General features: G+C 63.6%; 1 protein-coding gene (cut by a window edge). It reads left to right on the top strand.

Going from position 1 to position 24,637, the window contains the following annotated elements; all coding sequences use genetic code 11:
* A protein-coding gene (locus tag LWC34_RS31630; RefSeq protein WP_233728968.1) for a prolyl oligopeptidase family serine peptidase crosses the window boundary here: on the top strand, window positions 1–24,566 show its 3' portion. Its footprint begins 23,074 nt before the window's first position; 24,566 of the gene's 47,640 nt are visible here — the last part of the coding sequence; its start codon lies beyond the left edge, outside the window; its stop codon occupies window positions 24,564–24,566.
* Window positions 24,567–24,637: the final 71 nt, after the last annotated feature.

Below are 24,637 nucleotides of genomic sequence, written 5' to 3' on the forward strand. Positions count from 1 at the left end.
GACAGCGGCGGGAAACCCGGCGTTACGCCGAAGTCGTGAGCACGCGTTCGTGGATGGTGGAGTCCGGCTCTCTGCGCCCTGGCGACTCCACTGACGAAGCCAAGCAAGTGGCCGCCGCGTTGCGGACAAGGGACCAGCGACAGTCCACTGTGGCTACTCCGGGCGTGATCGGGCAACCGGGCTCGGCGCACAACGGCGGACGTGTGCGCTTGGTCGGAGATCAACGGGTATGGAGCAGGCCGGTCACGGCTCCGGATGGGTCGAACGCCGGTGTGTCCTTTGTGCGACCTGGAGTTGTCGACGTCGGCGAATGGCTCGGTGCCGGTCCGCAAGCGGCGGCGCTGACTGGATTGGCCCGGCTTCCGTGGCAAGGGCGTGTGTTCCTTGTGGACGCACATGTCGATCAGCAGCGCTACGCGATGGTGCCGACTGCTGCCGCGAGGGGCTGGTGGGCTGACGGCCGCACCTTGGCACGGATCGTGCTGGCCGCTGAGGGCTTCCATGCCGCGATGACCCAAGGCGTTCCGGTCGTGTTGTGGGCCTGCGAGGCGGGCAGGCGTGGATTCTCCGCCGACTTCTGGGCCGCTGTCCGTGAAGTTCACCGGAACGCGGTCGTGCACGCACCGACAGACGTCCTGTGGTTCGGTATCACCGAGGACGGCGTGGCGCAGTGGTTCTTCGAGAACGGCGGCAGCTGGCGCACACATTCGCCGACCGCCGACGGGGCCGTGCGGCCAACCCGGCTCGGCTGGAGCTCCGACCTGCCTCCGCTCACCGGCCGATGGGCGCGGCGGATGCTGGACAGCTCCGCGTCAGATCGTCCCTCGCATTGGCCCCGCGACATCGCCGACGTGGATTCCTGGCTAAAGCAGATGGTCCGGGTCGGTGAGGTCCGGCAGACGTTCGCCGCCAACCTGGTTTCCAGGGCTGAGCAGGTCGTCGAGGTCTATCACGGTCCACGGTGGGCCGCCGAATCGGTGGTCGGCGGTGCCGATATGTACGCGGGTTTTGTCGGCTTGGTCGCTGAGCAGTTGAACCTGGATGCGGGGAAGCCGGATCAGGAGGGTGACGCCGACCGGCTGGCAGCATACCTGCGTGGCGCGTTCGATTCCGTGTACGCAGGGCGTCCGCTTCACCTCAGGGGATCGAAGGGAATTTTCCGGAGTGTTGACGAAAGCGGGGAAAAGGACTATTTCGTTGGTGACCGGGTTGTTTCACACGCACTGATCGGGTCTGATTATTCTGCGGTTGGTGTCAGTTACATGGTGGACCAAACGCAGCTGAGGTTCAGTCAGCTGTTTGCTCGGAGTTCTCCCGGCGACATTACCGATCTGATCCTCCCGGAGGCGAATGCGGAGACAGAAGGGATTTTGTCGACGCGCATTTTGTCCATGCGGTCTCCTGGCGTTGTTGACGGAAGCAGTTTCTTTGTCGATACCCACGGTATAGGCCTGGATCACGCCACAGTGTGGATTCGTTCACGGCGTGCCTCGATTAATCCGCAGGGTGCGGCGAATACCGGCGAGTATAAACGGTACGTCGAAGGTGACGTTCTGGCTCGTCTGGTGATGTCGTCGCCGGAGTTCAGATCTTTCGTGGCTGCCGGGAAGCCGAGGGCCGTCACGCTGTTGGTCTGTGATGCCGCAGCAGATCTCACGAGTGGTCCGGCGCATCGTTTCTATCAAGAAATCAAGCGGACCTATCCGAATATCGTAGTCCATGGCGCCACCGCGGACCTCATGGCCGAAGTGGCGGACGGTCGGCGTCATCCTGTTATACCTGAAGGGATTTGGATCTCGTTCGGCGCTCCCGCCTCTCCTGGCCAGCACCCATCCGTGCGGGACGTGCTCGAGCAGATGGGCGGGTGGCGTGGTAAAGACGCGAGGCTTCGGACGTTTTATGTGGCGCGGCTTCCGTTGTTCTCCGCTGTTGATCGGGCCGTTTCGCTTTACCGCACTTTGGTCAGCGATTTCAGCCCGTCCGGCATTCTGGATTTGCGGAACGCGCACGAGGAGGCGGAGGCGGCTCGCGGTGCGGGAAATATCGATGTGGTGTGGTCGGCCGCCATGACACAGTTGCGTGGCAATCCGGATTTGCCGCCGCTCACCGGGGTGATCACCGGTCAGATCGATCACCGGGGGCAGGTCGTCCGGTCTGTCACTTTGCCGCGGTCGATCGCGTCGCTGCTGATCAACCCAGGCACTCGCTATACGGCCGTCGACGGCGCGCGGATCCTTCCCGTGCAGTGGCGTCAGCCCTCGACCGGAGTTCCGGCGGCCGCGATCAGGTCGTCGTCGGGTATCACGCCGGACTTGGCCGACCGAGGCACGGCGAACCACGCTGGGACCGGTCGTCCCGCACATTGGCCGAGTGACATCGCTGATGCCACGGCGTGGCAGGAGGAGATGGACCGCGCACACGTGATTCGGCAGACGTTCGCGCGCATGGTCGAGAGGGCCGAGCGGATCGTGGCGGTCTATCACGGCCCGCGCGATGCGGCGGGCGATGCCGGCGTCTACTCGGGTGTTGTCGACTTGGTCGCTGAGCAGTTGCACATGGATTTGCGGAAGGCGGATCCCGAGGGTAACGCTCGCCGCTTGGCGGTATACCTGCGTGGGGCGTTCGCGCACATGTACGTGGGGCGACCAGATCACGTCAGTGGACGGCGGGCGGTTTACCGGAGTGTCGATGACGAGGCAGGGGTAACCGAATACTTCACCGGTGACCGTGTCGTTTCACATACGCTGACCGGATCTGATAGTTCTGTGGTCGGCGTCAGCTACCTGGTGAACGAAACACAGTTGGCACAGAGTCGAACTTTCGCTTCTGCTGGCATCAGCAACCACACCACCTTGGCCTATCGGGCTGGATACGCTCCGCTGCGCATACCGTCCGCTGGCATCGCGGGTGACGGGAGCTTCCTTGTCGATGCCCACGGCGCTGTTGATTCCGGCGGCGGCAGCCTGCGCCTTGCCTCGCTGTGGATTCGTTCGTGGAATGGCTCGACCAGGTCGTCGGATACTGCGAATGTGGCCCAGCGTAAACAGCATACCGACGGTGGCACGCTCGCTCGTCTGGTGATGTCCTCGCCGGAGTTCATGTCTTTTGTGGCTGCTGGGAAGCTGCGTTCTGTCACGTTGCTGGTGTGTTCCGCTGCCGGTGATCAGAACAGGGGCATGGCGTATCGTTTCTATCGGCAAATGAAGCGAGCCTATCCGGGGATCGTGGTGCACGCGCCCACTGACATTGTGGCCGCCACGGTGACCCACGGCCAGCGTCTTCCTACCCTGTGGGAGGGGAGCTGGATTTCTTACGGCGCCGAGACGTCTCCCGATCGGGACCCCTCCACTGCCGATGTTGTGGCGCAGATGGATGGGTGGCATGCCAGAAATATGGAGCTTCGTGCGTTCTTCGCGGCTCGAGTTCCTTTGTTCACCGCGGTTGACCGGGCCGTCTCGCTCTATCACACGTTGCTGAACGATTTTAGGCGGTCGGGCATTCTCGATTTGCGGAATGCCTATGCGGAGGTGCGGACCGACGGCCGTGTCCGGCATGCCTCCGCGGTGTGGGGCGCTGCCCTGACGATGGTGCGCAGGACGCCGGACATGCCGCCACTCGCCGGGGTGATCATCGGTGAGTTCGGCTCCGGCAAGCAGGTGGTCCGGCAAGTCGCGCTGCCGTCGTCGGTGGAACGGTTGCTGACCGTCACAGGTGATCGCTACAGGTCCCCCGACGGCACACAGGTCCTTCCCACGCGGTGGCGTCAGCCTTTGATCGGAGTTCCGGCGGCTGCGATCAGGTCGTCGTCGGGTGTCATGCCGGATCTGACCGGGCCGCGCCCGGTGGATCGCACAACAAACGTTCGCCCCACGCATTGGCCGCAGGACCTCTCCGACGTACCGGCCTGGAAGCGGCAGATGGCCCGGGTCGCGAGGGGTGGCCGTGCCTTCGAACGCATGCTTCCCAGGGCTGGCTGGATTGTCGAGCGCTATCACGGTCCGCGTTGTGAATCCGGCGACCTTGGCGATGCCGACCTCTACTCCGGTTTTGTCGACTTGGTTGCCGAGCAGCTGTACATGGACGCGGGGACGCGGAACCCGGAGAGCAACGCCGTTCGGCTGGCGGTGTATCTGCGGGGTGCGTTCGAACATGAATACTTCTTGCTGGAGAGTTTGGATGCCGCACCCACTGCTCCGCGACCAGACGTCTACCGGGGTGTCGATCACGATGGGGAAACGGAATACTTTGTCCACGAGCAGGTTTTCTCTCATGCGCTGACCGGTCCTGACGGTTCTGTCGTAGGCGTGAGTTATCTGGTGAACCAGGAGGAGCTGGACACGAGTCACGTTTTTGCTTCGGCTCGTGACACCGGTCTGACCGACTTGGTTATCACGGGGTCATGGGCCGACTCCGAGCGTCTGCAGTTGTCATCCCCCGGTGTTACGGATGACGGTGTCTTCCTTGTTGATACTCATGGTAAGGAAACCGATGGTGTCCCGGGCATGCAAGCCCGGGTCTGGATCCACTCATGGAATTCCTCGATCCGCCCGTCGGGTGGGTCCGGCGCGGACCTCCGTAGGCAGCATCTGGACGGTGATGTGCTCGCTCGTCTGGTGATGTCGTCACGAGAGTTCAAGGATTTTGTGGATGCGGGGAAGCTGCGTTCCGTCACGTTGCTGATATGTGACGCAGCTGCCGATCCGGATAACGGCGTGGCGCGCCTTTTCTATCAGGAAATCAGGGAAGTCTATCCCAATATCGTCGTCAACGCGGCTTCTGGAAAGCTAACGCTGAGCGTTTCAAAGAACTCCGCAAGGCGTTACTCGGTCATACAGCGAGGAACGTGGACGTCCCTTGGCGGCCCGGCTGATCCTGGGCAGGTTCCCACCATTGACCAGGTTATGGCACAGATGTGGGGGTGGTCTGGGAAGAACAAGGAACTTCGCGACTTCTACGCGGCTCGCCTTCCGTTGTTCTCGGTGGTCGATCGGGCAGTGTCGCTGTCTGACACTCTGATCGCTGGCTACCGTACGTCCGGCCTGGTGGACTTGTTGCAGGCGCAGCGCGTAGCCGAGTCGTACGACGACACCGGCCACATGGATCTGGTGTGGACTGCGGCGCTCACGAAGTTGCGTCAGACGCCTGGCTTGCCGCGGCTCGGCGGGGTGATCACCAGCGAGATTGATTCGTTCACCGGGGTGGAACGATCGGTCAGCCTGCCACCGATGGCCGCGGGGCTATGGGAGTTCACCGAGCCTGGCTTCGAGTCCAATATTGGCTTGCGGATCCGTCCGGCGCGGTGGACCACGCACTTCGGTTGGGACGGCGCGGGCGAGGTGCGGTGGTTCCACAGCCGGCAGGTATGGCACCGGGTGGTCAAATCCACGAACGACAGTCCGGTCGGCGTGACGTTCGTCGCGGACCAACCGACAGCGTTGCAGCGTTTCTTGGCGGCTGGTGGTGTCGCGGAGACGAACGGGGCGTTCGTCTACGACGTGCACGGCGCAACACATAGCTTCGGGGTGTCAGTCGGCGGTGAGCAGCTGTCCATCTCGCCGGAAGTGTTCGCGAACGTGTTGTTGAACCTGCGGTTGGCTGGCAACGGTTGGGCAGTGCTCTACGCGTGTGACACCGGTTTCGCCGCGGTGGACTTGGTCGCTGCCGAAGTGCGGACGGTGTTCCCGCGTTTCACGCTGTCGGCGCCACGGGGCAAGCTCGGGTTCGGTTTCGTGCGCAATGCGGCAGACGACGTCGTCCCGACGCTGCGGATCTCGCACCCTGGCACATTGGTCACCGTTGACAGGGCGGGGAACACGGGCGTGTGGCCGCATCCTCCGGCAGTCGATCCTCAGTACCAGCCTGTACCGGGCTGGTGGTGGGAGCGTCCGAGCAGTGCGGAAACCGGCTCGCCGGACAACGCGGGCCATGCGACGGTGCAAGAACGCCGTTTCGAGGGGCACGTGGACGGGCAGACCGTCTGGTTCGCCGCGACCGAGGTCGACTGGGTCTCGCTCAAGGACGTCAACAACAAGGTCATCGGCGCTGTCTCCATGCCACCGGAGGACGTCGAGCAGCGCGCTGATTGGGGAGAAGGTCTGCGAGGTGTGTCGGTCTCGGCCGACGGTGAGTTACCGCAGACCGCAGACGAGATAGAGGTGTGGGAACGGGACTTCCCGCGTGCGCACACGTCGGACTGGGCGCCATTCGCCCGTGACAACGGCACGTACTTCGTCGTCGCTCATGGACTTGCCGGTCGCACCACGCTGGTGCTCACCGATGGTCTGAGCGTTGTCGTCGATGGCGAGACCCTTGCACAGGTTGTCTTCGAGTCCGGGCCCTTCATCGCCGCAGGTGGTCCACGACTTGAGTCGGTGACGTTGCTGGTCTACCAGGCTGGGCGGGCGAACGACGTCGGCGTGACCACCATCGACGGCTTCGTGCGGGGCATGGTCGCCAGTGGCGGTCCTCGCCGGGTGCACGCCACGACCGGCGACAACTCCGCCATGACCTACGAGTCTCGCGCCGACGAGACCGAGACAGCCATCCCGATGAGCGTTGTGCTCCTGACGTCCGGATCCACGTGGGTTACCCAGGATGAAAGCACCAAGCTGGCCCGGACCGCCACGCAGTCCGCGACTGATCTGGCAACGCTCAACGGAATTGACCGGATTCTGGCGGCCGCCCCGCAGCCGGACGTCGCTACCGAGGTCATGCGGGCGATTCTGGCCAAGATCGACCAATGGGGCAGGCTGGCGGGTCATGCCGCTGCCCAGACCGCGGCGGAGTCCAGTGCCAGGGCACTCGAAGTGCTCGACACCCTCGTCGTCATCGACGACTTGATGGGCCGCACCGCGCTGTCCCCGCAGGTCCGTGCCGCGGTGATCACAGATCTGGTCGACGGCGTGGCGATGGAGTCGCTGAACACCGATCCTGAGGCGGCGGTCCGGCTGGCCGCACGCACGGCCAAGGCTCTCGATCTGTTGGCCGAGCACAACGTGCTGGAGAAACTCCTGCAGGAATACACGACCAACCCATTGGCGCACAGGTACTTCAACCACAACGTGCGGCTATTGGTCCAGGACATCACCGCGGGTGATGGCTCAGCTCGCGCCGACGTTCTTGCTGTCGCTGTCCACAGTGGTCTAGTCGCTCAGACGCTCGCGGATCCCAACGATGGCAACGCGATCGTCAAGCTGAGTAAGCTGATGGACGCGCTGCATGGGACGTATGACTCGCATGACCGCGCGGCTGCCGAACAGCACGCGGCCGCTCTCGTCGATCTGCGTGCCCAGGACACCCAGCCGGGTACGGTGGTTCCTGCGGCGATCGACGTCCAGATGGCCGACGACACCGATCCAGGCGATGTGTTCCTGGGTTACAAAGAGGACGGAAAGGGCGGATATCGCTCCTTCACTCTCGGCGAGGTCTGGATGCGGCCGGTCCGTGACGACGCGGAGGGCATTGCGGGCGTGAGCTTCGCGCGCGACATCCAGGCGCAGACCTGGCTCCGGTTGCCGTCCGCAGAACGAGAGCGGACGGCGCTCACCCTGGACCCGAGTGATGGTCCTCAGTGGAGGGTGCGCTCGTTGTCGCTGCGTAGCCCGGAAAGCCTGCCGGGGATGGGGCAGCCGTTCTATGTCTTCGCGCACGGCAGGAGGACCGGAGTCCACGCGGGAAACCTGCTGCGGGTCGAAGTGGCAGGCGAGTCGCTGTTGATCACACCGGACACCATGGGGGAGCTCATTCTCCGCTCCAGCGCGCTGGCCCGGCTCGAGTCCGCCACGACCTCGGTGATGTACATGGTGTGTTCCGGCGGACTGGGATCGATCCACGATGTCTGGTCAGCACTGCGGCGCAGAGATCCCAAGACCGTGATGGTCGGCTTCACCAGCCCGGCTCCCGATATCAGTGCTGCACAGGACATACTTGGCGGTTCGGCCGATATCGAAGGGCTATCGGACCGTCCGTGGTACTCGGATACGGGCAGGTCCGGCGCTAGGACGTGGTTCACGGCCGGACAGGTGTGGCACGAGGTAGTCGCGCGTGACGCACACGGTGCCGTAGCGGTGACTTTCGCGCGGGACCAACAGAATGTGCTGGAACGGTTCATCCAGTTCGGTGGTACCGCCCAGTCTCCGGGCGTCTCGGTCTACGATTTGCATGGTCGTGCCGGTGAGCTCGAGTTGTGGGTACGTGGTCGGCGGTTGTCCGTCACGCCGGCGACGTTCGCCCAGTTGTTGCTGGATCTGGGACTGGTGTCGTCCGGCCCGGCATGGTTGTTCACATGTGATGCCACTCCCGGTGCGGTGGATGTGGTGTCGTCGTTGGTGCGGATGACGTTCCCGCGCTTCGAGCTGTCGGCGCCGGCTGGCGGGCTGGAGTACGGCCTGGTGAGCAATCGGGCCGGGGAGATTCGCCCGACTGTCCTGATCGACGGTGACACGTGGGTCACCGTGCACGGGTCGCGACAGGGGATGCGGGGCATGGCCCCCGCGCTCGAAGGTCCTGAGTGGACAGAAGTGCGGGAGTACTTCCGCCGCAGGGCGATCGGTCTTGAGCAGGAGATCAAGCACTGGGTGATCCTTGCCGTAATGCCGAACTTCACGCATGGTTTGCTGCTCGCGTCGCTGCCGGGCGTGCTGGACATCTTGATGGAGGATGTCCCCGCGTTTCTGGCGACTGATGGCCGCGTGTTCGAGACGCTCAACGATCTCAACAACGCGGGGGCCACTCTGGCTGAGAACGGCGCCGTCGAGATCCAGGCCATCGAAGTGCGCACCAAACCCATGCGAATACTGCCTGGCGATACCGGCAGGCCTGACCCGGAGACTGTTCTGGCGGCGCTGCAAGACGTCCGTCGGCGGCTGCACGAAGCGGCCAAGAACAGCAGGGAGCACGTCGCGATCGAAACAGTGTTTCCGGAGAGCGCCGGGTTCGTGCTCGAGAAGATCGCTGAAGGCGCGATCATCAGTGGCACCGAGCAGACGGAGGATGGCCGGTCGAGCTATACGCAGTTCACGGCGGGCGCTCCAGTGAACGGACTGGCGCGGTTCCTGGCATTGGCTCACACCCTGACGGTCAACTGGCAGACGCGTGAATACTTGCGGCATGGTCTCGAGCTCGGTGACGATGCCGCCGAGTTGTTCGTCCGTACGCATGTGGGCCATGCGGTGCCGAAGGCGGTATTGAGGGTGCTCGCCGGGCTGGCTGAAGTGGATGCGATCCGTGGCCACATCGCGTTCGCGTTCACGCAAGCGGTCGCGGCAGTCGCGTACGAGCGCACCCATCCGGAAGCGCGGGTGCTGGTCAAGAACTATGTCGCAGCGGCGGCTCGTACCCAGTTCACTGCCATCGAACTGCGGGAGAAGGAGCGTACTTTCCTGGAAAACAACCAGGATGTTCTGGCTGACATGGTCGCGGCCAAGATCGACAAGGCGGTTAAGCCCCCTGATGACGATCCTGGTTCGCTGAACCTGGAGCTCCACAAGGGCGGTTTGACTATCCAGGACTTCCTGGACACTGTTCTGGTCCGACCAGAGCGACTCAAGGCGATTGGTACGTCACCGGTCGACATGTTCGATGTCATCGGAATGACGTCGATCGAGGATGAGCCGGACACCAACGGTGGTGCCTTCGAACACCCGTTGATCCTGGTCGAGCTCCGTCATGTGGCGTACGGCGCGATGCCGATGGAGCGGCTTCGCAAGCTTCTTGGGGACGTCAGCGACGGGGCACGGCAAGCGTACGAGTGGGCTGAGACAGTGCAGCACACGGATGGTGACGTGGGCGCCGCGCTGTGCGCGGTGGCGGACAACAAGATCGTTCAGGCTGTGGCGTCGCTGATGGATTTGGTCCTGCGGCTACGAGAGAACCCCGTCCCCCGCGACAACGTGGATCCATTTGTGCTGGTTCAGCAGAACCTGCTGCGCTGGGCGATGACCGGTGATACGGATGTCCGGCTGGTATCGGACATCGCGGCTCTGCGGCAGGAGGCAGGCGAACTGCTGTCCGCGCAGCCGGATCTGCCGGCAGGTGATGACACCGACGACGTTGTGAACACCGCTCGGCTGGCGGAAGAGACGTTGCGACATGACCTGGTAAGCGCTGCGCTGACCGAGGGGTTGCACCGCGACGGTGTGCTGGACCTGCTGTCCGTGCGGCAAGCCGTCGATTCGGATCCGGACCGCGCGGACGACATGTGGACTGCCGTGTTCAAGACATTGCGGGACAGCACAGTTGTCCCGCAACCCCGTGAGGTCATCATCGGGGGCTCGAATCCTGACGGCGGTTTTGACCAGGTCTCCCTTCCGGAGTCGGCCGTGAGCATGCTCGAGCTGGGTGAAGCGCACTGGGATGAAGAGGACTCGCGGGCATGGATGGAGGCCCGGTGGGCAGGGCCGAAGCCCGCGCCTTTGGTTGCGGCCCAGTTCGGGTTGTACGATGTTGCGGCCAAGCTGGAGAATGCCGGCTTCGGTGAGCGATGGGCCGCTTGCATCGCGGACATGGCCAATGACCATCTCGCGCGATTCGGTCCCGATGTGGTGTCGTGGTCGGTCAGGACACTGACCGAGACCTTGGGATTGCTGGACGCGTACGGGCTGCTCGGCCGCGGGATCATCGACACCGACGTTCGGGCGGACCTTACTGTCCACGTGTGGGCGTTGTTGGCAGGCGGCGAAAATAGGGCCGCGCATGAGCGTATCGCTGACTTCTCATACGTCGGGGTGACAAGCGCCGGAGTATGGCGGCCGTTTGTGGTTGATGATGTATGGCGGAAAGAAGTCACGTCCGCGGATGGTGACGTGGTTGGCGTGACGTTTGTATCCGATGAGCCTGATGCGTTGGATGCTTTTGTTGCGGTGGCGGGCAATGGTGGTGGAACAGTCGTCGACGTTCAGGGCCATCACGATACTGTCGAGTTGTCGGTCGGTGGGAAACTGTTGTTCGTTCCCGCCGTGGTGTTCGCGCGCGTGCTGGTTGATTTGGGGGTCGCGGGCCCGGCGGGTGGCAAGGTGACATTGCTTGCTTTTGACACCGGGGTTTCCGGTGGTGTCGCGGATGCTGTGGCGTCGATATTCCCTGGTGAGGTGATCGCGCCGGAAGGCAGGGTGACGTATGGGCTTGGGGTCGACGGTGGTGCGGTTTTGCGGCTCACGGACGGCGGTTCATGGGTTACCGTGGACCAGTCCGGTCGTCGGGCATCCGCACCGTGGATCGAATCGGGGTCAGAGCTGGCTTTGGCGCGAGGCACCGTGGCGGTACGGTCGCCTTACCGGGTGTTCGAAGGCCGGGACAAGAACAGCGGCGAACTGATCCACTTCACCAGCGCTCAGGTGCGGGCCCGCACCATTGAAGACTCGGCATCCGCTGAGCGGGTTGTGGGCCTGTCGTTCATCGATTTCAGCGAGAACGACCAGGTTGCCCGTTGGCTGCCGATCACGCAGGACACGACTGCTCTGTGCCTCGGCATGAAATTCGACAGCACGGAGCGGGAGACGGTCGCCGTCCCGTCGCCGTGGGTGATGCGTGGACTGAGTCGGCCGTTCTACGTGTGGACGCATGGCGAGGTCGGCGGTCAGGTCGGAAACGTCAAATTGCTGGACGGTCGAGAACTGTTGCTGGATGGGGCGACGGTGGCCGCGCTGGTGCACGAGAGCGATGCTTTTCAGCGGTATGTGGGGCCGCTGAGGTCTGTGGTCTTGATGAGCTGCCACTCGGCGTCGCTGGGTGATTCGGAGGGGCTGGCGTTCGATGTATGGAAAGCCATCCGGGATCAGCATGAAGGTGTGGTGTTGTTCGCGCCAAGCAACTGGCTGGGCATGTCGACCCTGGGCTGGTTGCACACACTTACCAGTCAGCCGCCGACCTTCATCCGTGGCGGCGGCCGGTGGGTAGGTTTCGGTGCACCTGCACCGGGTGCCAATCCGACCGTGCTGGATGTTCTGGACCAGTTGCCAGGTTGGCCGGACAAAAATGATGCGCTGCGCCGGCACTATGCCGGGACGATTCCGCTCTTCGATGCGGTTGACCGGGTTGCGAGGGCTGTTTCGACGTTGACGCAACAGATCTGGCGCGACCGGGTGCTGGATCTGCCGTTGGTGCTTGAGGAGTTGGGTGACTCCGAGGTCATATGGACGGCAACTCTGCGTGCGTTGCGGGACAGCGAGGATGTGCCCGAGCCGCAGCGGGTGATCATCACCGAATGGAACCCGGTTGATCGCGTGCACACCGACGTCCATATTCCGGAGCAGGCCGCGAGGATTCTGCAGATCGCGGAGCCTGCTGGGGACACCAGTGTCCGGGACGTTCGCTGGGCGGGGCCGGATCCATTGCCAGAGGTGCGCGAGCTGCTTGATCTGCACGCGGTCGGTGCGGCGCTGCAGGACATCGGACTGGGCCAGCGGTGGGTAGCGCGTCTGGTCGACATGGTGAACGACCAGGTCGAACGGCACGGCCCGACCACGATGCCGGAAATCGCGCCGGGTCTCACGCAGACCGTGGAGCTTGTCCGGCAGTACGGGTTGCTGGCGCATGCCGACCTCGGGACCGAGGATGTCGTGGCCCTTGTCGTGCGCGCGTGGCAGTTCGCGGTGACCGGCGATGTTGATGCGGCGCGGGAGCTGCTGGGCGACAGTGCGGTCGAGGTCGAAGCGGATTCGGTCACCATGATCGACCGATTCGATCTGTTCGCTCTTGAGGATGTTCGGCCGGGTGTGGTGGCGCCACCGGGGACACCGGAGGAGGCCGCGCTATATGAGGGCGTGACCGCTTCGGGCGTGCGGACGTACTTTACGGCTGGTCAGGTGTGGGCGAGGAAGATCCAAGCGCGGTCTGGTGATGCTGTCGCCGTGACGTTCGTGAAGAACGAGCCGTATGCCCTGGAGAGGTTCCTCGCGGCGGCGGACACTGTGGACATACCGGTGATCGACGTGCACGGCGGCGGGGGAACCGTGCGAGTGTCTGTCGGCACCAATGAGCTGTCGGTCGGTCCGGATGTCTTCGCTCAGCTGTTGGTCGATCTCGACCTCGTGCACGGTGGCCGGGCGCTGTTGTTCTCCTGTGAGGCTGGCGTCCTTGGTGGCGTCGCGGACGTGGCCGCGGGGCAGATCCGTACCTGGTTTCCGGACTTCGAGCTGATCGCGCCGGAAGGCCGCCTCGAGTTCGGCTTCGTGGAGAACCGGAACAAGGACGTCAAGCCGACGCTGATGGTCAGCGGGGTCGGCACTATGTGGGTGGCGACCACCGGTCCATCGGGACGCACGCAGGCCAACCCGATGGTCCCGGTGCTCGAAGGTCCTGAGTGGGCACCTGTGCGGATGTGGTCGCGTGCCGGCGCGGAGCTGGCGGGTGCGCGGGTGACCGACTTGGCGCCGGAGTATAAAGTGGACACAGAATCCCTTTTCGCCGAGAGCGTGGCGTTGGACGGGAAACATATTCCGGTGGAAGGTGATCTACGCGAGTCCATTGGTGTTGACGGTGCGCCGCACTGGGACGTGTTGCTTCCGGAGAGCGAATCGGACACCGGGTTGGCAACCCGGTTGCGGGCCAGCCTGTACCGCATCCTGCCCAAAGTGGACGACCAGGGAATACCGATCACATGGATCGTGACGGCCGAGGGATTCGGGCTCGACGTCAGGGCATGGGCGGCACGGGCGGTCGAGCCGGGCAGGTTGTGGCCCTCCCATGTCGCGCTGACGTACAACAACCGCGCCACGGACGACATGAGCGAACTGTGGGCTGACCGCGGCACAGATTCGTGGGAAGCCGTGGCCGGACGACAGATGCGTCTGGTCGCCACCCGGGTTCAGGTGCCTCCTCCAGGCGAAGACGACCTTGCCGACGTCGTGCGTCGTGATTGGGGCAGGCGTCCAGATCACACGGCGTCGATTCGGGCGGTTCCGAGACACGACCCGCGTTTCAGCCCGGATCGACTGGAACTGCGTCGTGTCGCGCAACAGTTCCTGGACCGAACGGATCTGGCGGATGCGGGCAACGGGCTGGTGTCGGCCAGTTTCCGGCTGGTCGTGGCCACCTTCGGGTCCCGCACCGAGTTCGGTGAGCATGTGCGGAAGGTCCTTGTCGGCGAACTCGCCGCCGAACTCCAGAAGAGGACGCCGACGCTGGCACCCGGCCCGGATCAAGCGGACTGGATGGCGAAAGCACTGGTGGGGCGGTTCGTCCAGACAGCGGACGACACAGCGGCGCTCGTTGGCGAGGTTATCGGCTTCTACCGGTTCAGCAGGCTGTCGATGGCCGAGACACATCAGCTTCGGGCGGTGGATGTCGGACGCGGTTCTCTTGGATGGGACTTGTTCCTGCCGTTCAGTCCACAAGCGCTGGTCGTGTCGAAGGAGATCACGGATCAACTCGCGGCCGCACTACTCGGCCTGCCATCCGAGCAGGATGGCAGGCCGGTGCACTGGCGCGTCGTGGTGGACGGCTTCGCCGAAGGAGGCCGGGTGCGGGCTCGCGCGGCGCGAGAGGCGTTGGTGCGGGCTCTGGAACGCGCCGGGCACGTCACACCGCGTGCGACGTTCGGCCTGCGGACCCGCGTAGCCGAACCATCGGCCAAGACCGCTCTGGATTCTGGAGATCACCAGTGGATCTACCGGCGGGTGCGGATCACGGCCCGGCCACAGCGACCCACCGAGGTCGATCCCACGTTGTTCGGTGACTTTGCTGCCTACCTGCCGCGAACAGCAATGGACGGCGGCGCGGGCACAGCGGTCGACAGCAGCCCGAACCACAGCAACATGGACGTGGATCGGTTGCCGAGGGAGCTCGCAGGCGAGGGTCCCGGCGGACCTCCGACGGACGGCATGGACCTGTTTGTCGGTGATGGCGGCTTGGCTGTGGGCGAGCTGCCGGCGGCTGGGTGGTACTCGGGCGTGGGTGGGCCTGCTGGCACGACGTGGTTCACGGCTGGTCAGGTATGGCACAAGGTCGTCGCGCTGGACACGGACGGTGTCGTCGCGGTGTCGTTCGTGCGGCCCGAGCCGGATGCGTTGGAACGGTTCGTGCAATTTGGCGGGTTGTCCGCGACACCGGGATTCTCGGTCTACGACTTGCATGGCCGTGCGGACGGGCTGGAGCTGTGGGTACGTGCCGAACGACCGGAGGACTTCGTGCCGTTGTCCGTCAATCCGGACACGTTCGCGCGATTGTTGCTGGAGCTGCGGCTGGTATCGCCCGGTCCGGCCCTGTTGTTCGCGTGCGACACCGGTTTCGGCGCGGTGGACGTGATCGCCGCGAGGATATGGCCGCAGTTCCCGACCTTCCAGTTGTCAGCGCCGCAGGGTGCTCTCGGGTATGGCCTGCTGAGCGACCAGCACGTGGTTCGCCCGGCTCTCCGGATCGCCGACGGCAACTGGATCACGGTCGTCTTGTTCGGGCAGCGACAGCCCGGTCTGGCTGCCACAGCGCTTGACAGTGCGGAGTGGACGCCGGTGCTGGGTGAGTGGCACGAGCGCGCGATCGGTGCCGAGCAGGAGATCAAGCACCGGGTGATTCTAAGGCCGGGCCTGAATGTCAAGCACGGTAAGGTGTTGGCCCGATTGCCGGGGATTCTGGACATCCTCGTCGAGGATGCTTTCGCCTATTTGGCAACCGATGAGCGCTTGTTTGACAACGAGAAAGCTCTGGTAGCCGCCGGTGCCACCGTGGCCGAACGCGTACAGATCCAGATCGTCGAAATACGCACCAAGCCCATGCGGAACCTGCGTCGTCGTGATGATGGACGTCCCGCTCCGGAGGCTGTTCTCGCGGGAGTACGGGACGCTCGTGCGCGGATGTACCGGTCGGCCAACGGCAGTAGAGAGCAGGTTCCGTTCGAGGGCGTGTTCCCGGAGAGTGCCGGGTACGTGATCTTCGATGAGGCTCGCGGTGCGACGATCGGTGGCACCGAGCACTCTGCGGACGGCCGGTCGAGCTATACGCAGCTCACCGTGGGTGTTCCGGTGGAAGGGCTGTGGGGGTTCCTGGAAAAGGTCAAGGAGCGCACCCCTTTCCCGACAATGGCGGATGTTCTGCGGCACGGCCTTGAGTTCGCCGACGACGTTGTCGCCATGTTCGTTGACTGGCATCTGCGTGGGAAATTGCCTCATCCACCACGCGCCGTGCTTCGTGGCTTGGCAGACGTTAACGCGCTCGGCGGATATGTCGCCTTCGCGCTTGTGCATGCCCTTGCGCCAGTTTTGCACAGTGTCGACTCCAGGATCGTGATCAAGAACTATGTCGCGGCGGCCGTTCGTGCGTCGTTCACGGACCTTCCGCTACCGGCGAGTGCGCGCACGTTCCTGAAGGGGTTCCAGGATGTGCTGTCGGACATGTCCGAAGAGCGGCTCAAGCTGGCTTCAGGTCACAGTGATCCGCTGTCGGTAACGATGGCAAACGAGGACAGGACTGTCGGCGAGTTCCTTGAGACTGTCCTGTTGGGGTCGGAAACGCTGCAGTCACTGGGCAAGCAACCGGTCGCGATGAAGGACGTGATCGGAATGCTTCCGCTCCTGAACGATGACGACTCCGAAAACAACGGGATTGACGTCGACGAAGGTGGCGACGGACTTCCGTTGGTCTTGGTCGAGCTGCGCCATATCGGGTATGGCGCTGTGCCGGAGGCCCGGCTGCGCGACATGCTGGAAGAAGTCGGCGATTGGGAGCAGTCGGCGTATGACTGGGCCGAGGCGATCCAGCACGCGGATGGCGAAGTGGGTGCCGCGTTGCGCAAGGTGGCGAACAGCAAGATCGTTCAGGCGGTGTCGTCTCTGCTGGATCTTGTGCAGTGGCTGCGCGCTGAGCCGGTCGCGTCGTCCGCCAAGGACCTTGTCGCGTCGGTTCAGCGGAAGTTGGTGCGCTGGGCGATCACCGGTGACACGGATGTCAATGTGGTACTGGACATCGCCGCCGTGCGGCAGGAGGCCGTGGTCCTGCTGGCCGAACAGCGGGGGCCGGAAGCGGTCGACACCGGCCAAGTCCTGAACATGGCTCAACTGGCCGAAAACGCGCTGCGGCCGGACCTCGTTGTGCGTGCGCTGGCCGAGCGGCTGCGACGTGATGGCGTGCTGGATCTGATGTCGGTGCGAGACGTCGTAGAGTCTGGTTCAGACAGTGCACTGTGGACGACAGTGTTGCGGGTGTTGCGAGACGGTACGGATGTGCCGGAGCCCACGAAGGCCGTACTGGCCGAACGGAGTGGCACTACTGGCCGGCTTGAGGAGGTTTCGCTGCCTGAGTCGGCCGACGACATGTTGGATTACGACAAGGAGCTGGATCCGGCTGAGAAACTCCAGGTCGATGCCAGTTGGGCTGATGCCGAACCGAAACCCGAGGTGGCTGCCGAGTTTAGCAGCCGACGCGTGTGGAACAAGCTGCACGAAGCCGGGTTTGGTGCGCGATGGACTGCACGAGTGGTCGACATAGCCAATGACTTGTCCGAGCGGCTCGGTGTAGATCGGGTGCCCGCGGTCGTCGCCGGTCTTGCGGACACAATGGACTGGTTGGCGGAGTACGGCGTGCTGGGCCGCGCGGATGTGGACAGTTCGGTCAAGGCCGATCTCGCTGTCGAGGTATGGAACCTGGTGCTGGAGGGGAGCCGGGGGGCTGCGCACCAGCGCCTTGCCGAGTTCGGGTATGCCGGTGTGACGCGTGATGGTGTGTGGCAGGTGTTCGCGGCTGACGCGGTGTGGAAGCTGCCGGTTGAGAACGAGGATGGCGATGTCGTTGGCATGACGTTCGTGTCCGATGAGCCGGATGCGTTGCGGGCGTTCGTGGGCGTGGCGGGTAATGGTGGAGGTCGGGTTGTCGATGCGCACGGCCATCATGACAGTGTCGAACTGTCGGTCGCCGGTGGGCGGTTGTGGGTCCACGCAGCGGTGTTCGCGCGGTTGTTGGTTGATGTGGGTGTGGTGGGTCCGGCGGGTGGCCGGGTGACGTTGCTGGTGTTCGACGCGGGGGCTGTTGGTGGTGTGGCGGAAGTGTTGGCGTCGGTGTTCCCGGTGGAGGTGACCGCGCCGGAGGGACGAATCGAGTACGGCGTCGGGATGGATGGTGGTGCGGTATTGCGGTCGCCTGGCGGTGGTTCGTGGGTGACTGTGGACCGGTCTGGCCGTCGGGCCGCTGTGCCGCGGGTGGGGCTGGGTTCTGATTCGGTGGTGGTGCGGGGGCGGTTGGCGGTTCGTTCGCCGTATGAGACGTTCGAAGGCCGGGACACGGCTGATGGTCCTGTGCATCGGTTCACCAGTGGTCAGGTGCGAGCGCGCACCATTCGGTCCGATGGACGGGCTGTCGCTGTTTCGTTCATGAACGCCAGCCAGAGCGAGCTCATCGCGGCGTGGGGTTCCTATAGTCGGTTGGATACGACGGTGCTGCACCTGGACAAGGCTTTCACGGACGCGCAGACCGAGACGCTCGCTGTTGCGTCACCATGGACGATGCGTGGGCTGGGTGGGCCGTTCTACGTATGGACCCATGGCGCCCCCAACGGCCGGTATGGAATCGTCAATCTGCTGAACGGCCGGGAGCTGTTGCTGGACGGGGCGGCGCTGGCGGCATTGGTACACGAGACGGACGCGTTTGGACGCTATGCGGGGCGGCTGAGGTCAGTAGTCCTGATGAGCTGCTCCTCCGCGCATCTGGGCAACTCAGAGGGGTTGGCGTTCGATGTCTGGCAGACCGTACGAGAGCGGCATCGCGGGGTCGTGCTGTTCGCGCCCAGTGAAATATTCTCCTGGGGATATGACATCGTCGGCAATCCGACGAGAATTGTGGATGGCGGCCGCTGGGTCGGCTTCGGGGCGTCGGCGCCAGGTGATGTGGTCGACCTGTGGGATGTTCTGAGTCAGTTGCCGGAATGGTCCGCGAAGAACGAGAACCTGCGGAATCACTACGCTCGGCGGGTTCCGTTGTTCGCCGCGGTCGATCAAGTGTCGAGGGCCGTTTCGATGCTTGCCGATCGGTTGCGGCGGGATCGGGTGCTGGATTTGCCGTCGGTGCTGGCGGAGTTGGCTGACTCCGAGGTCGTCTGGGCGGCAACGCTGCGTGTGTTGCGGGATGACGAGAATGTGCCGGCGCCGCGGTTTGTGAACCTGACCGAGTGGGATCCGGACGAGCGTGTGTACCGCGATGTCTATGTGCCGGAGCGGGCCAAGAGCATGCTCGAGATTGGTGATGTGTACGCGGGTAGTGCACCGCGGTATGTCGGCCTCTCGGAGATGCGTTGGGCGGCCGATCCGGCGCCATGGCCGGGTGAGACCCCGACCGTGTGGGAAGTTCTGAATGAGTTGCCCGCGTGGCGGAACGAACCTGCGATCGTGCGGGATCACTACGCTCGGCGGGTTCCGTTGTTCGCCGCGGTCGATCAAGTGTCGAGGGCCGTTTCGATGCTTGCCGATCGGTTGCGGCGGGATCGGGTGCTGGATCTGCCGTCTGTAGAAGACCAATTGGGTGACTCCGAGGTGGCGTGGACGGCGGCGTTGCGGGCGTTGCGGGACGACAAGCGTCTGCCGGAGCCACAGTTTGTGAACCTGACCGAGTGGGACCCGGGCGATCGCGTGCACAGCGATGTCCGTGTGCCGGAGCAGACCATCGGCATGCTCGCGATCGGTGAGTCGATGGCGGATGGCTCCCCGCGCAACGCAGGCCTTCACCGGGTTCGCTGGGCCGCACCGAATCCGTTGCCGGACGTGCGTGCCCAGCTTGACCTGCACGGAGTTCTGGCAGTGTTGCGGGATGCTGGGCTTGGCCAGCGGTGGGCTGCTCGTCTGGTCGACATCGTAAATGACGGGCTCATCCAGCACGGGCCTGACACGATGGTGGAACGGGTGGCCAGCCTGGCACGGACGTTGGAGCTTGTACAGCAATACCGTTTGTCGGAGCGCGCGAATGCCGCAGCGGAACATGTTGCGGATTTCGTTATGGACGCGTGGCGAGCAGTGGCGAACGGCAACGAGGACATGGTGCGGGAGGTGCTCGCTCCGTCCACCTTCGTGGGGACCACACCTGGCGGCGAGCAGTTGGCGTTCACCCCGCAATTGGTATGGCACAAGGAAATCAGGTCTGAGGGCCGTGTGGTCGCAGTGACCTTCGTGCCTGGTGGAGAAACGTTGTTGAGCGAGTTCCTCGCGGCAACGCCCGACAGCGAAACCACGGTAGTGGACGTACACGGTAGCCGCGACGCTGTTGAGCTGACAGTGGAGGGGCAGCGGCTCTCCGTCGACGGTTTCGCGTTCGCGCATGTTCTGACAGCGCTTCGGCTGATGGACACCAAGAGCGGCAAGGTGACCTTGTTCTCCTGTGCTACGGGGATGTCAGGTGGCGTCGCGGACAAGATGGCAGCAGTGTTCCCTTGGCAGATCACAGCGCCGGAGACGCGCGTCTCGTACGGCATGGGGACAGATGACCGTCCGCTGATGCGGGTTGCGGGCAAATGGGTCACTGTCGAACGGTCTCGTCGTCAGGCTGCCGAGCAGTGGATACCGAACAGCGTACGATGGAATCCCAAGAGGCTGACATCGCGTGCGCAGTACCGAGGCTGGGACGAGGATGGCAACGCCGTCCATGTCCAGAGCGCCGATGTGCGGATGCGGCTGGTGCACAACCCGGCGGGTGGTGGCGAGCCGACCGGTATGTCCTTTGTGGATGAGTCGAGTCTCGAGCAGTGGCTTGCCCGGCCGCGGCGCGATATGACAGGTTTGTATCTCGGGAATCCGGCCAACCGGGAAGCCGCGACGCTGGCCATGACATCGCCGTGGAAACTTCCGGGCGTGGCCAATCCGTTCTACCTGCACATGAACGGCGTCAACGACGAGGCCGGCCGCGGGCGGCTGGGTGCCCTGTTGTTGCATGGTGGTCGAACTGTGCGCGTCGACGGTCGAACTGTCGCGGAACTCGTGCGGACAACGGTTGATTTCACCAAGCTCCCGCGTGGTTTGCAGGCGATGGTACTGATTGTCGACGACGCGGCGGCCATCGGCGACACAGCGGGCTTCGCGTTCGATGTGTGGACAGCTCTGCGGGAACACCACCAAGATCTCGCGCTGTTCGCGCCAAGCAGTGGAATCAGCATCCTGGGCGATGAGGTGGCCAGTGGTCCGCTGACCGTTGTTCATGGCGGTGGCCGATGGGTCGGGCTTGGCAGCGTCGCACCTGGGACCAACCCGACGGTGCAGGAAGTTCTGACCAACAGGCGGAGTTGGCCGGATAAAGACAAGTCGCTACGAGAGCATTACGTGGCAACGATTCCACTGTTCTCCGCGGTTGACCGAGTCGCGCAGGCGCTCCCCGTACTGACTGAAAGACTGAAGCAGGACCACGTCCTTGACTTGCTGTCGGTACGAGATGTCGTGGAGTCCGGCCTTGGACACACGGACATCGTATGGAGCGCACTGCTGCGCGGGCTGCGAGACGATCGGGCTCTCCCCGAGCCCCGGGAAGTGATCCTGACCAAGCTCGATCCGGCCTCCGGCCGGGTGGACCGGCTCGACCTGCCGGAGCAGGCCAAGGGCATGCTCAATATCGGCGAGACACCCACCGAAGTCTCCTGGGCGGGCCAGAACCCACTCCCCGAGATACGGCGCATGCTTCTGGCAGAAGGCGCCGAACTCCGGGATGCATGGCTGGGCCCACGATGGGCCGCTTATGTTGCCGACCTGCTGAATGACCGCCTGGTCAACTCCGGCCGGGACAAGGCTCGGGATTTGGTGAAGAGTCTCGCGCGCACCTTGGATTTCCTGGCGGATTATGGTTTGCCGGACTGGGCGGACGTCACGGGTGCGACCTTGGCCGATCTTGTCCTGCAGATGTGGCGCCAGATCGAGGCGGGGAATGAAAAAAATGTCCACCTGTCCCTGTCCAAGTTGGTGTATACCGGCATAGCAAGCGACGGCACACGTCGGGTGTTCAAGAAGGGCGACGTCTGGAAGAACACTGTACGGGACGACGGTGGTAACGTTGTCGCGGTCACGTTTGTGCCCGAGGAGCCGCAGATATTGCACGAGTTTCTCGCGGTGGCGGGAAATAAGAACACGAACGTTGTTGACGTGCACGGTCATTACGATACCGTCGATCTGACCGTGGCCGGAGAAAAGATGTCAGTCCACGCGGCAGTATTCGCGCGGCTGCTTGTCGACCTCGGCATTATGACACCGGGAACCGGCAAGCTGACATTGTTCGCCTTTAATGCAGGTTTTACCGGAGGTCTTGCGGAAGTGATGTCATCGATGTTCCCATGGGAGGTGACAGCACCCGCGGGACGCGTCGAGTTCGGTCTCGGAACTGACGGCCGTGCAGTGACACGAGTGGGCGGAAAGGGATGGTTCGCCGTTGCCGGGGCCAGTATTCGGCCTATCGAACTATGGACGACATCAAGCTCGGATTGGCAGCCTGCTCCTGACAAACTCGCCATTCGTTCTCGCTATTCGATGTTCAAAGGAAGGGACGAGGACGGCAAGACGGTCGTCTTCGTAAGCAACCAGGTACAAAAGCGCACCATCTATGACCCGGTAGCCAAGGATCAGGTTGTCGGTGTGTCATTCGCTGCCGATTTGAACCGGGCCATTGCGAACTGGTTGCCGCGCTCGCGGCGAGACATGACCACTCTGCATCTTGGCCGGGAATTTCCAGAGCTGCACACTGACCAGCTCATGCTCCCCTCGCCATGGACTGCGCGGGTGACAGGAAAGCCGTTCTACCTCGTCATGCACGGACAGCCCGGCGGCCGAAATGGTGTCGTCAGACTGACGCATGGCCGGAAAGTGTTCATCGATGGGGCGACAGTTGCGGCGTTGATGCTGCAGACCCACGCCTTCCCGCAGTATTCAGGCCCACTGAGCTCAGTGAGTCTCATGATGTGTTCCGCGGTGGAGGTCGGTGGGTTGGCAGGGGTGGCCTATGACACCTGGGCCGCCCTCAGGAGGCGATACGAAAACCTGATTCTGTTCGCCCCGAGCGATATTATCGCGATGGGTTTCGAACCTCATCCGCCGACGACGATCTCCGGCGGCGGTCGATGGATAGGCTTCGGCCGTTCGGTGCCGGGCGACGATCCGACCTTGCCGGATGTTTTCGCTCAGCTGCCGAGCTGGGTTCACAAGAATCAGCCGCTGCGCGAGCACTATGCGGACACGGTTCCCCTTTTCAGTGTGGTTGACCGGGTTTCGAATGTTTTTCAGTCGTTGGTTTCGCGGTTGCAGGGTGATGGGGTGCTGGATCTGGCGTCGGTGCGCGATGTAGTGGAATCCGGCGTGGGACATTCAGCGTTGGTGTGGACCGCGGTGCTTCGCCTGTTGCGTGACAATCACCATGTCCCGGATCCTCGGGAAGTGGTCCTGGCCAAGCGTGGCATCAGCGGTCGGGTGATCCAGGACAACCTGCCAGAACCACTGAAGAGCATGCTCAAGCTCGGCGAGGTAAATGCCGACAACGCCCTTTCCATTCGCACGGAGGTTTCCTGGGCAGGCCCGGCACCAACGGCTGCGGTACGTCGTCTTTTCGATCGGCATGGCGTGCTCACACAGCTGGCGGACTCCGGTTTGGGGCAACGGCAAACTGCAGTCGTCGCCGACCGGGTGAATGACATTTTCCGTGATCAGGGAGCGGACAAGGCGCGAGACGCCACGGTGAGTCTCGCCAAGATGTTGAAACTGTGGGCGCAGTTCGGCATGCCAGAACGAACTGACCTTTCTGCCACGATCCGACTGAATCTCGCTCTTCAGGTATGGCAATCGATCGCCGAAGGGAACGTGAGCACAGCGCACAAGCTGCTGGCCAAGGCCGGGTACTTGGGAACCGTCGACGACGGTACGAAGCGTGTGTTCAGAGCCGATCAGGTCTGGCGGAAGCAGATCCGATCCCAGCAGGGCCTGGTGGCGACCACATTTGTTCAGGGTGATCCGGAGATCCTCGAAGAGTTCCTGTCGGCAGCCGAGAGAAGGAGTGCCAATGTCGTTGACGTGCACGGCAGTCGTGACACTGTTGAACTGACAGTCGGCAAGGACAAGCTGACCGTTCTCCCGGTGGTATTCGGGCGAGTGCTGGTCGACTTGGGCATACTCACCAAGACCAACACCACACTGACATTGTTAGCCTGTGACACAGGCTTGCCCGGTGGCGTCGCGGACGTGCTGGCGGCAGTGTTCAAGGTGGAGGTGACCGCGCCAGAGGGGTCTTTCGAGTACGGGCTGGGAACAGACGGTCGCGCACTGAGCCGTGTGACAGCAGGCAGGTTCGTCACGGTCGGCGGGACTGGCCGTCGCCCAGCCGAGCCATGGACCACGCCGGCCGGCGACTGGAACCCGGCCGAGGGCAAACTCGTGGCGCGGCCCTTGGTCGCCTTGTCCGGGCGGAATGCACGGGGAGACCGTGTCGGTTTCGTGAGTACCCAGGTGCGAAGCAGGACGGTCCACGATCCAGCCGACTCCAGCCAAGTCGTCGGCGTGTCCTTCACGGACGACCGCGGATTGGATTTCTGGTTCGACCAGCCGCGACGCCACACCACCGGCCTCTATCTCGGGGCGCCCGACGCGGCCAACTGGCACACAAACGCACTCACCCTGGCCTCCCCCTGGCCCTGAGTATTCATGGCGATCTTGATTCGGGCGCCGTGTCGGAACAGGGAAAAGTGCTCCTGAGCTGGGAAGATGAG

Origin of the sequence: Kibdelosporangium philippinense (assembly GCF_021390435.2) — a bacterium.
Taxonomy (GTDB): domain Bacteria; phylum Actinomycetota; class Actinomycetes; order Mycobacteriales; family Pseudonocardiaceae; genus Kibdelosporangium; species Kibdelosporangium philippinense.